Annotated in this window: 13 protein-coding genes; 10 read left to right on the forward strand and 3 right to left on the reverse strand. The window is 63.1% G+C overall.

Annotation, left to right across the window (positions count from 1 at the left end):
• Nucleotides 1–39 precede the first annotated feature (39 nt).
• Genes NCS67_RS30205 through NCS67_RS30240 form a run of 8 tightly spaced genes read left to right on the forward strand, consistent with a single transcriptional unit; the run spans nt 40 to nt 8859 of the window.
• A complete protein-coding gene (locus NCS67_RS30205) occupies nt 40–1311 on the forward strand; it encodes a glycosyltransferase family 4 protein (RefSeq protein WP_250437770.1) in 1272 nt (423 codons plus the stop codon).
• Nucleotides 1308–1886, forward strand: a complete 579-nt coding sequence (locus NCS67_RS30210; RefSeq protein ID WP_250437771.1) for a D-glycero-alpha-D-manno-heptose-1,7-bisphosphate 7-phosphatase — start codon at nt 1308–1310, stop codon at nt 1884–1886. The genes NCS67_RS30205 and NCS67_RS30210 overlap by 4 nt, the downstream gene beginning before the upstream one ends.
• Entirely contained in the window at nt 1883–3043 is a 1161-nt protein-coding gene (locus NCS67_RS30215; protein ID WP_409014186.1) for a glycosyltransferase family 9 protein, read from the forward strand. The genes NCS67_RS30210 and NCS67_RS30215 overlap by 4 nt, the downstream gene beginning before the upstream one ends.
• 3 nt (nt 3044–3046) lie before the next feature.
• Complete coding sequence (locus NCS67_RS30220; RefSeq protein WP_033535668.1) at nt 3047–4792, forward strand: carbamoyltransferase family protein; 1746 nt, start codon at nt 3047–3049, stop codon at nt 4790–4792.
• A 32-nt stretch (nt 4793–4824) separates the two neighbouring features.
• Nucleotides 4825–5841 (forward strand): glycosyltransferase family 2 protein, encoded by a 1017-nt coding sequence (locus NCS67_RS30225; protein ID WP_051078954.1) that lies wholly within the window; start codon nt 4825–4827, stop codon nt 5839–5841.
• Nucleotides 5838–6893, forward strand: coding sequence for a glycosyltransferase family 9 protein (locus tag NCS67_RS30230; protein ID WP_250437772.1), 1056 nt, complete (start codon nt 5838–5840; stop codon nt 6891–6893). Before NCS67_RS30225 ends, NCS67_RS30230 begins: the two co-directional genes overlap by 4 nt.
• Nucleotides 6880–7839: a glycosyltransferase family 4 protein gene (locus tag NCS67_RS30235; RefSeq protein ID WP_008345361.1), complete on the forward strand. Its 960-nt coding sequence runs from the start codon at nt 6880–6882 to the stop codon at nt 7837–7839. Before NCS67_RS30230 ends, NCS67_RS30235 begins: the two co-directional genes overlap by 14 nt.
• A gap of 27 nt (nt 7840–7866) precedes the next feature.
• Nucleotides 7867–8859, forward strand: a complete 993-nt coding sequence (locus NCS67_RS30240) for a UDP-glucuronic acid decarboxylase family protein (protein WP_250437773.1) — start codon at nt 7867–7869, stop codon at nt 8857–8859.
• 60 nt (nt 8860–8919) lie between these two features.
• Here NCS67_RS30240 and NCS67_RS30245 read toward each other — a convergent pair whose 3' ends face one another.
• The 3 genes from NCS67_RS30245 to NCS67_RS30255 form a co-directional block, all read right to left on the reverse strand.
• The gene (locus NCS67_RS30245; RefSeq protein ID WP_008345359.1) at nt 8920–11583 is read right to left on the reverse strand and encodes an ATP-binding cassette domain-containing protein; all 2664 of its coding nucleotides are present in this window, start codon (nt 11581–11583) and stop codon (nt 8920–8922) included.
• The gene (locus tag NCS67_RS30250) at nt 11580–11879 is read right to left on the reverse strand and encodes a hypothetical protein (protein ID WP_175982411.1); all 300 of its coding nucleotides are present in this window, start codon (nt 11877–11879) and stop codon (nt 11580–11582) included. Before NCS67_RS30250 ends, NCS67_RS30245 begins: the two co-directional genes overlap by 4 nt.
• A gap of 397 nt (nt 11880–12276) precedes the next feature.
• Complete coding sequence (locus NCS67_RS30255; RefSeq protein WP_008345357.1) at nt 12277–12546, reverse strand: hypothetical protein; 270 nt, start codon at nt 12544–12546, stop codon at nt 12277–12279.
• 353 nt (nt 12547–12899) lie between these two features.
• Between NCS67_RS30255 and NCS67_RS30260 the strand changes: the two genes are divergently transcribed.
• Together NCS67_RS30260 and bamA are read left to right on the forward strand one after the other, a co-directional pair.
• Entirely contained in the window at nt 12900–13289 is a 390-nt protein-coding gene (locus NCS67_RS30260) for a hypothetical protein (protein ID WP_008345356.1), read from the forward strand.
• 36 nt (nt 13290–13325) lie between these two features.
• On the forward strand, nt 13326–15620 hold the full coding sequence (gene bamA / locus NCS67_RS30265) for an outer membrane protein assembly factor BamA (RefSeq protein ID WP_250437774.1): 2295 nt from the start codon (nt 13326–13328) through the stop codon (nt 15618–15620).
• The last annotated feature ends 23 nt before the right edge of the window (nt 15621–15643 follow it).

Genomic DNA, 15643 nt, shown 5'->3' on the forward strand with positions numbered 1-15643 from the left:
CGCACACGCACATTGGGATCGCAAGATAAGGGGACTTCCGTGAAAATCGCATTGATCAGTGAGCACGCATCGCCGTTGGCGATCGCGGGTGGCGTAGACAGCGGCGGGCAAAACATCTATGTGGCGAATGTCGCGCGTCAGCTCGTTCGCATCGGTCACGACGTCGATGTGTTCACGCGTTGCGACCGTTCGTTATTGCCGCTCGTCTCGCGCTTCGAAAACATCCGCGTGATAAATGTACCGGCCGGTCCGCCCGTGCAGTTACCGAAGGAACAGCTTCTGCCGCATATGGATGCGTTCGCCGGCTTCATGATCGACTTCATGAAGAACGAAGCGCAACCGTATGACATCGTGCACGCGAACTTCTTCATGTCGGGCCTCGTGGGTCTGCGCATCAAGGACGCGCTCGGCGTGCCGCTCGTCACGACGTTTCATGCGCTGGGGCGCGTGCGACGCCTGCATCAAGGCGAATCGGACGGCTTTCCCGATGCGCGCTTCGATATCGAAGACGAGCTCGTCAGGCGCTCCGATTCGGTCATCGCCGAATGTCCCCAGGACGAGAACGATCTGATTCATCTGTACGACGCCGATCCCGCGCGCATCGACCTCGTGCCGTGCGGCTTCGATCGCGCGGAGTTCCATCCGCTAGACAAGGCGGCAGCGAGAGAACGTCTCGGCTGGCCGCAAGACCGGTTCATCGTGCTGCAACTCGGGCGCATGGTGCCGCGCAAGGGCGTCGACAATGTCGTGCGCGCGCTCGGCATGCTACACGGTGAGCATGGCGAAAGTGCCGAGCTTTATGTGGCGGGCGGCAATTCCGACGAAGCGAACGAGAACGCGACGCCGGAGATCGGCAGGCTGCGCGGGGTCGCGCGCGAATGCGGCATCGAAGAGCATGTTCACTTCGTGGGCCGTCATGGACGAGGTGAACTGAAGCACTTCTATAACGCAGCCGATGTCTTCGTGACGACGCCGTGGTATGAGCCGTTCGGCATCACGCCGCTGGAGGCGATGGCTTGCGGGCGGCCCGTCATCGGTGCTGCTGTCGGCGGCATTCGCTACTCGGTGGCGCACGGAGAAACCGGCTTGCTCGTGCCGCCGAAGAATCCGGCCGCGCTCGCGGATGCGCTCGTCGCGCTCAAGCGAGATGCCGCGCTCGCCACGCGAATGGGCGAAGCGGGCCTCGCCCGCGCGAACGCAATGTTCACATGGTCGAGCGTCGCGCAGGCGCTCGCACAGGTCTACGCGCGACTTGCGGGCGAGGAAGGACAAGCCGCCGCGCGCGTTGCCATGGGCGGAGCCGCACGATGACGCAACCACTGCGGCCTGCGATCTTCATCGACAAGGACGGCACCTTGCTCGACGATGTGCCCTGGAACGTCGATCCGCTGAAGATGCGCCTCGCGCCGGGCGCGCTCGACGCGTTGCGCCTGTTTTCGTGGCTCGAACTGCCGATCTTCGTAATCAGCAATCAGAGCGGCGTCGCGCTCGGCAAGTTCGACTTGCAGGCACTCGATCGCGTCGAAGCGCGTTTGCGTGAACTCGCAGCCGAAGCGGGCGCGTCGTTCGCCGGCATTTACTGGTGCCCGCATCATCCGCGGGGCGTCGTGCCTGAATTCACGCGCGCGTGTGAATGCCGCAAGCCCGCGCCCGGCCTGCTGTTGCGTGCGGCGCGCGAGCATGGCATCGATCTTTCGCAGAGCTGGTTCATCGGCGACATTCTCGATGACGTCGAAGCCGGTCATCGCGCGGGCTGCCGCAGTGCGCTGATCGATAACGGCAACGAAACCGAATGGCTCAAAGGCGTTGGACGCGAGCCGGATATCGTCGCGAAGGACCTGTACGAGGCGGCGATTGCAGTCGTCAATACGGAGTGTCCCGCATGAAGCCCATGCTTGCACCCGTCGTCGAAGCGCATGCGCGCAAGAGCGCCGCGAGCCAGGCGCGCGAATGGGGCGCGGATGTCAAGCGCATTCTCTGCATCCGTCTCGACAATCTCGGCGACGTGCTGATGACGACGCCCGCGCTGCACGCGTTACGCGCCGCGCAGCCGGGCAGGCATCTGACCTTGCTCGCATCGCGTGCGGGCAAGGCGACGGCGCCTTTCATCGATGCAATCGACGATGTGATCGAATACGACGCGCCGTGGGTCAAGCAGGATGCGCCCATCGACGCCCTCGCCGATCTCGCCATGCGTGCGCGCCTTGCATCGGCGCATTTCGATGCAGCGGTGATCTTCAGCGTCTACAGCCAGAATCCGCTGCCCGCGGCCATGTTGTGTCATCTCGCCGGCATTCCGCTGCGGCTCGCGCATTGCCGCGAGAATCCGTATGGTTTGCTCACCGACTGGGTTCAGGAGACTGAACCGCAGCACGGCACACGGCATGAAGTGGAGCGGCAACTCGCTCTCGTCGCAAGAGTCGGTGCGAAAGCCGACGATACGCGCATGCGCTTCTCCGTGCGCCCCGCCGATATCGACTCGCTGACGCAAAAGCTCATCGCCCGCGATGTCGATATGGACGCACCGTTCATCGTCGTGCATCCGGGTGCGAGCGCGGAGTCGCGCCGCTATCCCGTCGAACGCTTCGCCGAAACGATCGAACGTCTCGGCGCTCAATTGGAATGGCCGATTCTCGTGACGGGCTCGCGAAGCGAAAGTCACTTGTGCCGCGCCGCCTGCGGCACGAGTCCCTACGCGCACGATCTGTCCGGCGCGCTCGAACTCGGGGAACTCGCCGCGCTCATCCAGCGCGCTCGCGTTCTCATCTCGAACAACAGCGGACCGGTGCATCTCGCATCCGCGCTGGGCGCGCCCGTCGTGGATCTCTACGCACTCACGAATCCGCAGCACATGCCGTGGCAAACATCGCATCGCGTGCTGTATCACGATGTCTCGTGCCGCTGGTGCTATCGCAGCGTGTGTCCCGAAGGCCATCACGCGTGCCTTGTCGGCGTCGAGGTAGACGAGGTTGTCTCCGCCGCGCTCGAGCTCATCGAAGAAGAACATGCATCGCCCGTCCATCCGATAACACAGGCAAGCTAAGCTATGTACACACTTGGAATCAACGCGGTTTATCACGACAGCGCCGCGGCGCTGGTCAAGGACGGCGTCGTCATCGCGGCGGCCGAGGACGAGCGCTTCACGCACGTCAAGCATGCGAAACGGCCGGTGCCGTTTTCCACATGGCAGCTTCCGTTCGATGCAATCGACTATTGCCTGAAGGAAGCGGGCATCGAACTCGCGGATGTGGATCACATCGCGTATTCGTACGATCCGCATCTGTTTTCCGGCATGCCGAAGGACGCAAACGCGAACATATCCCTGCCGATGATGCCCTCGGCGCAAGCGATGACGAACCCGTCCGAATCGCCCTGGGATCCGCTGTTCCTGAGCTATATCGTCAATGCGAAGGGTCAGTTGATCGACGGCGCGCCGCATCATCTGAAGCGGCGTTTCCTAAGCGGCGGACGCGCCCCGCGCTTCGCGTGGCATAACGTCGATCATCATCTCTGTCACGAAGCGAGCGCGTTTCTCGCCGCACCTTTCGACGACACCGCCGTACTTACGATGGACGGTCGCGGCGAAGGCGTCACGACGAGTCTCGGGCAATTCGTGAATGGCGAATACACGCGCATCAAGCAAGTGGAACTGCCGCACTCGCTCGGCCTGCTCTATGAAACGGTGACGGGCTATCTCGGCTTCCTGCACTCGTCCGACGAGTACAAGGTGATGGCGCTCGCGTCGTTCGGCAAGCCCGCGTATGTCGATCAGTTTCGCGAGATCGTGAAGTATCGCCGCGACGGCAGCTATACCGTCGATGCGCCGCGTCTCGTCGAGCGCTTCGGTCCCGCGCGCGAACGCGGCGGCCCGCTCACGCAGCATCATTTCGATATCGCGCATTCATTGCAGGTCGTTCTGGAAGAGACCGCGCTCGAACTCGCGAAGTGGCTGCACGAACGTACGGGTCTGAAGAATCTCGCGATGGCGGGCGGCGTCGCGCTCAACTGCGTGATGAACGCGCGCCTGCGCGATCGCGGACCGTTCGATGAAATCTGGGTTCAGCCCGCCGCCGGCGATGCGGGCACGGCGCTCGGCGCTGCCTTGTGGACCGACTATCAGCAACGCGCGAAGACCGGCGATCGCGGTCGAAAATGGCGCATGGATCACGCATATCTCGGACCGTCGTTCGATGACGACGAGATCGAAACCTTCCTCAAGTGGACGCGCGCGCCGTATCGCAAGCTCACGAATATCGCCGAAGAAACCGCGGACATTCTCGCGCAGAACCGCGTCATCGGCTGGTATCAGGGACGCACCGAGTTCGGCCCGCGTGCGCTCGGCGCGCGTTCGATTCTGGCATCGCCCATCGATGCGTCCATGCAGGCGCGCCTCAACGAGATCAAGGATCGCGAGGACTTTCGTCCGGTTGCGCCCGTCGTGATGGAAGAGCACGCAGCCGACTGGTTCGTCGATGCACGCGTCGCGCCGTTCATGCTCTTCGTGTTCGACGTGCGCGACGACATGAAGACGCGCATTCCCGCGGTCACGCATATCGACGGCACCGCGCGCGTGCAGACCGTCAATCGCGCGCAGCATCCGCTTTACTACGATCTGCTCGCGGCGTTCAAGGCGCGCACGGGCGTGCCGGTTCTCGTCAATACATCGTTCAATACGCGCGGCGAGCCGATGGTGAATACGCCGCGCGACGCACTCGAATCGTTCTGGACGTCGCCGCTCGATGCGCTCGTGATCGGCTCGTTCCTTGTCGAAAAGCCGGGCGCACACGCATGAGCACCTACGCCGAACTCTTCGATCACGGCGCGATGAGCGCGGCCGATGCACCCGCGATACCGCGCGGCGATTTCATCCCGGACGTGACCGTGGTCGTGCCGACGTATCGCCGCCCCGCGATGCTCGAACGCTGCGTGCTGGCGCTCGCGGCGCAGACCTACGATCCGGCGCGCTACGAGATCATCGTATGCGACGACGGCCCCGACGAAGCGACGAAGGCATGCGTGCAGCGCCTGTCGCAATCGCGTGCGCGGCGCGGCCCGTTGATCCGCTACGTTCCCGTCACCGCGACGCAGGGTCCGGCGGGCGCGCGCAACGCGGGCTGGCGCGCATCGCTTGCGCGGCGCATCGCCTTCACCGACGACGACACCATTCCCGATCCGAACTGGATCGCCAATGGCATGCGTGCGCTCGATGCGGGCGCGGATGCCGTGTCGGGCCGCATCGTCGTGCCGCTGGGACCACGCCCGACCGATTACGAACGCGACGCCGCGGGACTCGCCAGCGCCGAATTCGCGACGGCGAACACCTTCGTCACGCGCGCCGCACTCGAACGTACGGGCGGCTTCGATGCGCGCTTTACGGCGGCGTGGCGCGAGGACTCGGACCTGCAATTCGCGCTGATGAAGGCGGGACTCGTCATCGCGCGTGCGGAAGACGCAACCGTGCTGCATCCGGTGCGCCCTGCGCGCTGGGGCGTGAGCATATCGCAGCAGAAGAAGAGCCAGTTCGATGCACTGCTCTACAAAAAGTATCCCGCGATGTTTCGCACGCGCATCCGCCGCAATCCGCCGCTTTTGTACTACGCGATGCTCGCGGCGCTCGTCGTTGCGATCGGATCGTTCGCAGCACACGCGCCGCGCACCGGGTCGCTCGCATTGCTTGCCTGGGCCGCGATGACCATATGGTTCAGTATGCAACGATTGAAGACGACTGCGCGCACGCCGTCGCACGTCGCGGAAATGCTGTGGACGTCGGCGATCATTCCGTATCTGTCGATCTACTGGCGCATACGCGGCGCGTTCAAGTTCAGGGTCTTCTTTCTATGAACGTCGAGCGCATCGTCATCTTTCGCGCATTGCAGCTCGGCGACATGTTGTGCGCCGTGCCTGCGTTGCGTGCATTGCGCCGCGCCTATCCGCAAGCACATATCGCGCTTATCGGTCTGCCTTGGGCGGCAAGTTTCGTCGAACGATACGCGCATCTCGTCGATGAACTCATCGTGTTTCCCGGCGCTATCGGTTTTCCCGAGCAGCAGGAAACGGATGCACATCTGCCTCGTTTTCATCAAGCGATGCGCGCACGTCGCTTCGATCTCGCGATTCAACTGCATGGAAGCGGCGGCGTGGCGAACGATATCGTCGAAGGCATCGGCGCGCGTCTGAACGCGGGCTTTCTGAAGCCGGACGAAGCCATGCGTAAAGGCGTCTTCATGCCATGGCCCGACGATCTGCCCGAATCCGCGCGATACACCGCGCTCATGCAGCGGCTCGGCATCGACGCAAACGATCTCGATCTCGAGATTCCGCTGACCGATGCCGACAATCGCGAATGCGATGCGCTGATCGAAGCGTGCGCGCTCGATAGCGAGCGGCTCGTGCTCGTGCATCCGGGCGCGCAGCTGCCTTCCCGTCGATGGCCCGTCGAGCGCTTCGCCGACGTGGCGCGCGCGTTGTCGCGGCGCGGCTGGCAAGTCGCCGTCACAGGCAGCGCGGGTGAAGCCCCGTTGACGGCGCGCGTTGCGCAAGGTGCCGGCATCGATCTCGCCGGCCGCACGTCGCTCGGCTCGCTCGCGGCGCTCGTCGCGAAGGCGCGGCTCATCGTATGCAACGACACGGGGCTTTCGCATGTCGCCGCAGCGATGCGCACGCCGAGTGTCGTCGTCGCGTCGGGCAGCGATACACGTCGCTGGGCGCCGCTCGATCACGCGCGTCATCGCGTGCTCGCGGACTGGCCCTCGTGCCGTCCGTGCGCGTTTCGCGAGTGTCCTTACGGTCATGAATGCGCGATGAACATAAGCGTGCAATCCGTGATCGACACGGCATTCGCCCAGCTTGAATCGACCGTCCGAGAGGAGACGCTTCTTCATGCCCACGACTAGTTCCCGGCGTCTGCGCGTGCTTACCTGGCATATTCACGGCAATTATCTTTACTATCTGAGCCAGGCGCCGCACGACTTCTATCTCGTCACGCGCCCCGGTTATCCGCCGGGCTATGCGGGCACGGCGGGTGCGTTGCCCTTCGGCCCGAACGTGCATGAAATTCCGGCGAGCGAAGTGCAGTCGCAATCCTTCGATGTCGTGCTCTTTCAGCACAAGCGTCAATGGGACGACGACCGCATCAATCTGCTGAGCGACGCGCAACGCCGGCTGCCGCGCGTCTACATCGAGCACGATCCGCCGCAGGAAAACCCCTTCGAACAGAAGCACTGGGTGCAGGAACGCGACACGCTGCTCGTGCACGTCACGCACTTCAACAAGCTGATGTGGGACAGCGGCGAAACGCCGACGCGCGTCATCGAACACGGCGTGATCGTGCCCGAAGGCGTGCGCTATAGCGGCGAACTCGAACGCGGCATCGCGGTGATCAATCATCTGCGCCAGCGCGGCAGGCGGCTCGGCAACGATGTCTATGCACAAGCGGCCGCGCGCGTGCCGCTCGATCTCGTCGGCATGGATGCGCAGTCGGCGGGCGGCATCGGCGAGATCGGCAATCTGGAGCTTGCGGCGTTCAGCGCGCGCTATCGCTTCTTCTTCAATCCGATTCGCTGGACGAGCCTCGGGCTCGCCATCGTCGAAGCGATGACGATCGGCATGCCGATCATCGGTCTCGCGACGACCGAACTCGCCACCGTGATCCGCAACGGCGAAAGCGGCTACGTGCATACCGACACGCAGGCGCTCATCGACGCGATGCAGCACCTGCTGCGCGATCCCGCCGAAGCGCGGCGTCTCGGCGAAGGCGCGCGGCGCACCGCGCTCGAACGATTCAATATCGCGCGCTTCGCCCGCGACTGGGACGAAACGCTGCGCTTCGTATGCAGTTAGCACACACATAGAAAGGATGAAGGCGACATGAGAGAAGCCTATAGAAAGCGGATTCTGGTGACGGGCGGCGCAGGCTTTCTCGGCTCGCATCTGTGCGAGCGGCTGCTCGCGCTCGGGCACGATGTGCTGTGTGTCGATAACTTCTACACCGGCACGAAGGACAACATCGCGCATCTGCTCGACAGCCCGAATTTCGAACTGATGCGGCACGATGTGACATTTCCGCTTTACGTCGAAGTGGACGAGATTTACAACCTCGCCTGCCCCGCTTCGCCGATTCATTACCAGCACGATCCGGTGCAGACGACGAAGACCAGCGTGCACGGCGCGATCAACATGCTCGGGCTTGCGAAGCGCGTGCATGCGCGCATCTTCCAGGCATCGACGAGCGAAGTGTATGGCGACGCGCATGTGCATCCGCAACAGGAAGCGTACTGGGGCAACGTGAATCCGATCGGTCCGCGCTCGTGTTACGACGAAGGCAAGCGCTGCGCCGAAACGCTCTTCATGGATTATCGGCGGCAGCACGGACTGTCGATCAAGATCGCGCGCATCTTCAACACGTACGGGCCGCGCATGCATCCGTCGGACGGACGCGTGATCTCCAACTTCATGATGCAGGCGCTCTCGGGCGAGCCGATCACCGTGTACGGCGAAGGCTCGCAGACGCGCTCCTTCTGCTATGTCGACGATATGGTCGACGCATTCATCCGCCTGATGGACACGCCCGATGAACTCACCGGACCCGTCAATCTCGGCAATCCGCACGAGCTTTCGATGCTCGAGATCGCGCGGCGCATCATCGAGTTGACGGGATCGTCATCGGAGATCGTGTTCAAGCCTTTGCCGATGGACGATCCGTGGCATCGTCAGCCGGATATCGCGCTCGCACGCGATGCCCTCGGCTGGACACCGACGACGCCGCTCGACGAAGGCCTGCGTCGCACGGCGCAGCATTTCCGTGGCGTGATCGAGGCGATGCAGGGACGTCACGCGCTCACTATCGCCACGTCAGGTTGATGCTTCCGTTCAACGGCGCAGCATTGCATCGTCACATTCGAACGCGCGCTCGCGCCGCCCTCATCGAAGCGATGTGCGCGCCGTCACGTCGCCGATCGTCGCGATCAGCTTCGGCGCGGCGACCGGCTTCGTCAGATGCGCCTGAAAGCCCGCGGCCTGTGCGCGCGAACGTGCATCCGCCTGCGTGTGTCCCGTCAGCGCGATCGCGGGCATGCGTTCGGACAGCGACGCGCCGCGGCGCGACTCTTCCTCGCGAATGAGTCGCAGCACGTCGTAGCCGTTTTGTTCGCCGCCTAGCACGATGTCGCACAGAAGCGCGTCCGGCCACTGCGCGCCGGGCAGTTCGCGCAGACGCGCAAGCGCTTCATCGCCCGATGCGCAAGACATGACGCGCGCGCCCACCGATTCGAGCACGGCTTCGAGCGCATCGCGCGCGTCTTCCTGATCGTCGAGCACCATCACGGTGATGCCGGCCAATGCATCGTCATGCGTGGCTTCGGACGCTTGCGGATCGTCGAGCACGGGACGCAGCGGCATCGTCGCGACATACGCGACATGCTCGTCGATATAGCGCACCGTGAAGCCGCCGCCCATTTCGTTCAATGCGGATTCGAGCCGCCGCATCTGCTGCGAAGACAGATCGGCGGGACTCGCGCGCTGACCGATCACCGTGAGATTCGCGTGATTGTCTTCGCGGAACACGCGCAGTTCGATGCGCTCGCCGCGCGCCGCCGAGCTCATGTGCGAACGGCACAGATCGGCCACGATCTGCTGCAGCACGCTGGCATCGCCCGAGACGCGCAAGCCCGGATCGCTGATGACCGTGTAGAGATTCACGCCGCGCGTGACGATCTCGTCGTGCAGCGCATCGACCACGCCTGCGACGAGCGCATCCAGTCCGAGCGCCGTCGCGGACACCTTGCGTTGCGCGTGCTTCAGCTCGCCCTGCTGCCATTGCAGCGACCACATGCGCGCGTACACGCCATCGCGCGCGAGCAGTTCGTCGTGCTGTCCCTGCTCGACGATGCGTCCATGCTCCATCACGAGAATCCAGTCGGCATCGACGACAGTGGACAGCCGGTGCGCGATGACGATCGACGTGCGGCCCTCCGCGAGCCTGTCGAGCTCGTTCTGGATCGCGCGTTCGGAGCGCGTATCGAGCGCGGACGTCGCTTCGTCGAACACGATGATGCGCGGATTCTTGAGTATCGCCCGCGCAATCGCGATGCGCTGACGCTCGCCGCCGGAGAGCCGCACGCCGCGCTCGCCGACGCGCGTCTCGTAGTCGTCCGGCAGACGCTCGATGAAGCCGTCGAGTTGCGCCGCGCGCGCCGCCCGCGCGATGTCCGCGCGCGTCGCGCCGGGACGCCCATAGCCGATGTTGTAGGCGATCGTGTCGTTGAAGAGCACGGTGTCCTGCGGCACGATGCCGATGGTCGCGCGCAGGCTGTTCTGCGTGACCTGCGAGATGTCCTGACCGTCGATGCGTATCGCGCCCGCCGTCGGCTCGTAGAGCCTGAACAGCAGCTTCACGAGCGTCGACTTGCCCGATCCGCTGCCGCCGACGACCGCGAGCTTCTTGCCCGGATGCGCGCGAAAATCGACATCGCGCAGAATCTGCCGCGCCGGATCGTAACCGAACTCGACATGATCGAACTCGATCTCGCCCGCCGTCACGACGAGCGGCTTCGCGTGCGCTTCATCGACATCCTCGCGCACGCGGCCGCGCGACAGCAGAATGTTGAACATGCGCTCGACGTTGACCATCGCGTCGTTGGTCTCGCGAAACACGAAGCCGAGCGTGTTGAGCGGATTGCACACCTGCACGATATACGCGTTGACGAGCACGAGATCGCCCACGCTCATCGTGCCAGCGACGACGTGTTGCGCCGCGCGCAACATCACCGCCGCAATGCCGATCGTGATGATCGTGCTCTGCCCGACATGCAGCAGCGTGAGCGCGCGCTGATTGGCGATGCGCGCATGCACCCACTGCTCCAGCACGCTCGAAAGACGCCGCGTTTCGATGCTTTCACTCGCGAAGAACTTCACCGTTTCGTAGTTGAGCAGGCTGTCGACGAGACGGCCGTCCGATTGTGCTTCGAGGCCGTTCACCGCGCGCTGGAAGCGCATGCGAAAGCGCGTGAAGATGACCGTCCACACCGAATACAGCACGAACGTCGCGCCGATGATCGCCATGAATTCCAGCGAATACGCATGCACCATGACCGCGACGATCGTGCCGATCTCGATCATCACCGGCACGATCGTGAAGAGCGATGTGCCGAGCAAAAAGCCGATGCCGTCCGCGCCCTTCTGCACGTCGCGCACGACCGCGCCGGTTTCGCGCCGCGCATGAAAGCGCGCGCCGAGCGCATGAAGATGCGCGAACGTGCGCTCGGTGAACGACGCGACCGTGCGCTGCGTGACGATGCTGAAGACGACGTCGCGCGCTTCGTTGAGCACATCGCCGAGATAGCGCAGCAGCACGTAGGCGAGGACGAGAAAGACCGGAAAGACGACGCTCGATGCGGGATGACTGAACTCGTCGATGACGCGCTTGAGCATCAGCGGCACCCCGACCACCGCGAGCCGCGCGCCGATCATCAGCGCGACCGCCGCGGCGGTCTGATAGCGCCAGGCCCACACCGCGCGCCACAGATCGGCGCCGATGCGCCTGCGCACACGCGCGCGCTCCTGATCCTCCGTTACGCGGGCCGTCACTCCTTCCAGTCCTTGCGCTTGCCCGCGCCGGGATTCGATGCGCCCTTCGTCGCGGATTGCGCGTTGTTCTTCTGCACGCGCTCTTCTTCCATGCGGCTAAGCGTGGCCGGGTCCGTGCCCGACTGGCCCGCGGCGCCCGCGCCGCCGGCGACACCCGCGGATTTCCCGGACGCCTGGTTTCCCGATGTGGAATGGCCTGGCGGCGCACCGTTTTGCTGGGCGTTTGCGAGCGTGACGCCCGACAGCGAGACGCACGCGAGCGTGTGGATCATTCCCGATCGTAATTTGCGATTCATGGCGTTCTTCCTGCAACAGGGAGTGGTCAGCACTGGTGTGTCGATCAGCAACCCGTGCGCCCGGGACCGCGATGACGGACCGAATGGGAAGCGTCAAGGGGCCTGAATCCAGCATGAATCCACGTCATCATCGGGGCGCCCGAAGTCTTGTCCGACAGCGAATCGATATCGCGGGAGGCATCTCAGGCTGTTTTGCAATTCGTGAAGCAATGCCATGCACTCTTTACTATTGCAACCGATCTGTCGTAGACGAATCTGACGCCATTCCTGTTCGGAAACTCTACGCTCGAATTGCGTGAGCGTGAGGTCGATCCTCGAGAGAGTCTGCCTATCCATCTTGTCGTAGTGGGATTGAGATCGAAAGGACTCGACCCAGTACGTTTGCAGGCAATTGCCTTCAATGAGCCTTGCGCGCCGCCTCTTCCAGCCGCAAGGACGATTCGAGAACTTCGCTCGAAGACGTGACGAATTCGCGTGCCCATTGCGTGGCGGCGCGCTCGGCGGCGCTCCGTGTTCCATACGCCACGTTGGTCGGAAAGGTCGCTTTGGGCACTTCGTCGTGCTTTCGATAATCTCGCTGGCGCGAGAACTGTGCGATCGCGGTCCAGCCATCATCCGGTACGTGTTCTGGAATGATCTCGACAAAAAAACCGCTCATGGAGTACATGATGTCCTTCGTTTAAAAGCACATCTGCTGATGCAAGGTCCGAACGCCCGGAGAAACGCCCGACCGTTCGAGCGCTGCCTTGCCGCGCCGCTTTCGACGGCCACGCAATGCACGTTTTTCCAGACATGCGATGTAAATCAGGCATTCGGATAGCTTAGCCCTTATCGAGCAAATATCGGACCGCGACGCCTAAAAAATCACGCGCATTTCATGATGTGGTTATAGGAAAGCATTCGATTGAATGCGCCGCTTTCTTGGCCGCATCCCGGGCAACATCCGGTAAGAGGCGCGTAACCCAATGCGCGTCGTGCCTTCATAGACTGTGCGCTTTCGATAACCCGCTTCGAACGCACATGCGCCCGGCTCTCACCATCGATTCGCTCGCGAGCTTCCGGCTTAGCGAAGACGGCGGCTATCTCGTCGTCGACGCGCGCTCGGGCTCGTCGGTCGCATTGCATTGCTCCGTCATGCACGAGTTGATCGCCGCGCTCGCGCACGCCATCGCGTGCTCGGAAAGAATCCGCAAGAAAAATCGCGCGGCCAAATTCACGATGCATTGCGCAGGCTGGGAAGTCGCGCTCGATGCGGATGGCACCGGCGCGCTGATTCTCTCCTTCGTCCTTCAGGGCGGCGCGCAGCTCTCCTTTCGCATACGCCGCGAAAGCGCGCTGCAGATCCATGAAGTCATCGGCGCGGCGACCGGCCAGTCCCTGCCCGCCATCGGCGATGCACCGATCCAGTAAGCCCGCGCCGCTCTCTCCACTTTTCCCGATTCCCGCATGAAGCATCACATCTATCGCTCGCTCGCAGTCGCGGCGGGCGCCCTCGTCAGCGCGCACGCGCATGCCGGCAGCAGCTTCATCGTGCGCGACATTCGCGTGGAAGGCGTGAGCCGCGTCGATCCGTCGACGGTCTTCGCCAATCTCAAGATACGGCGCGGCGACACCTTCACCGAGACGGGAGCCACCGATGCGATCCGCGCGCTCTACGACACCGGCCTCTTCACCGACGTGAGCGTGTCGACCGACGGCGACGTGCTCGTCGTGCGCGTCGTCGAAGCGGCGGCCATCGCCGGCGTTCAGTTCGCGGGCGTGCATGAATTCGACAAGGACAATTTGTCGAAGGCGTTGAAAGCGGTCGGACTCGCGCCGGGTCAGACCTACAACAAGGCGCTCGCGAACCGCGCGGAACAGGAACTCAAGCGCCAATATCTGATGCGCGGCTTTTACGCCGCCGAAGTCACGACCACGGTGACGCCGCTCGATCGCGGCCGCGTGCAACTGCTTTTCTCGGTCGCCGAAGGACCGAGCGCGAAGATCAGGCAGATCAATTTTCTCGGCAACACCGCGTTCGATGAAAAGACGCTGCACGACGAGATGCAGCTCTCCACGCCCAACTGGTTTTCCTGGTACACGAAGAACGATCTTTATCAGAAGGAGAAGCTCACCGGCGATCTGCAAAACCTGCGCTCGTTCTATCTCGATCGCGGCTACCTCGAATTCAGCGTGGAATCGACGCAGGTTTCGATCTCCCCCGACAAGAAGGACATGTATCTGACGATCATGCTGCACGAAGGCAAGCCTTACACCATCACGAGCGTGAAGCTCGCGGGCAATCTGCTCGGGCGCGATGCGGAATTGGCGCGGCTCGTGAGCATCGAGCCGGGCGAGCTGTTCTCGGCTAACAAGCTGCAGCAAGTGACGCAGACGCTCGTCGACAGGCTCGGCGGATACGGCTACGCCTTCGCGAGCGTGAACGCGCAGCCGGACATCGATCAGGCGCATCACACGGTCGCGCTCACGTTGCAGGTCGATCCGGGCAAGCGCGTGTATGTGCGCCGCGTCGAAGTGATCGGCAATACGCGCACGCGCGATGAAGTCGTGCGCCGTGAAATGCGCCAGTTCGAAAGCGCATGGTTCGACAGTCAGGCGCTCAAGCTCTCGAAAGACCGCATCAGCCGTCTCGGCTATTTCACCGATGTCGATGTGACGACCGTGCCCATCGAAGGCGATCCGGATCAGGTCGACGTGCAGATGAAAGTGACAGAGAAACCGACAGGGGCGATCACGCTCGGCGCGGGCTTTTCATCGACGGACAAGGTCGTGCTGTCCGCCGGCGTCACGCAGGACAACGTGTTCGGCTCGGGCACGAGTCTCGGCGTGAACGTCAATACGGCGAAGACGTATCGCACGCTGAGCATCACGCAGACGGACCCGTACTTCACCGTCGACGGCATTCAGCGCATCACCGATGCGTATTACCGGACGACGTATCCGCTCTACTATTCGAGCGATTCGAGCTTTCGTATCGTGAGCATGGGCGTCGACACGAAGTTCGGCATTCCGTTCTCCGAATCGGACATGGTGTACTTCGGCGCGGGCGTCGAGCAGGATCGCTTCAATACCGATTCGGATACGCCGCAATCGTATCTGGACTACGTGAGCGAGTTCGGCCGTGTGGTGAACAACGTGCCGCTCACGGCGAGCTGGAAGCGCGACCATCGCGACAGCGCGCTGGTGCCGAGCCGCGGCTATTATTTGCAGGCCAACGCGGAAGTGGGCACGCCGCTCGGCAACACCGAGTACTACAAGACCGATTTCACCGCGCAGTATTACCACTCGTTCTCGCGCGGCTTCGTGTTCGGCGTGAACCTTCAGGCGGGCTATGGCTCGGGTCTGGGTGGCAAGTCGTATCCGATCTTCAAGAATTACTACGCGGGCGGCATCGGTTCCGTGCGCGGCTACGAGTCGAGCTCGCTCGGTCCGCGCGACAAGACGACGAACGATCCGATCGGCGGCTCGAAGATGGTCGTCGCCAACATCGAGATGACGTTCCCGTTGCCGGGCACCGGCTACGACCGCACCTTGCGCGTGTTCACCTTCGTCGATGGCGGCAACGTCTGGGGCGACGAAGGCAACAGCACCGGATCGAACGGCCTGCGTTACAGCTACGGTATGGGCCTCGAATGGATTTCGCCGATCGGCCCGCTGAAGCTGAGCCTCGGTTTCCCGATCGTGCATCACAGCGGAGACACGTATCAGAAGTTCCAGTTTCAGATCGGCACCGCGTTTTAAGGCTCTCTACGTGAATCTTCGGC

Source organism: Caballeronia sp. ATUFL_F2_KS9A (assembly GCF_023630765.1).
Classification (GTDB): Bacteria; Pseudomonadota; Gammaproteobacteria; order Burkholderiales; family Burkholderiaceae; genus Caballeronia; species Caballeronia zhejiangensis.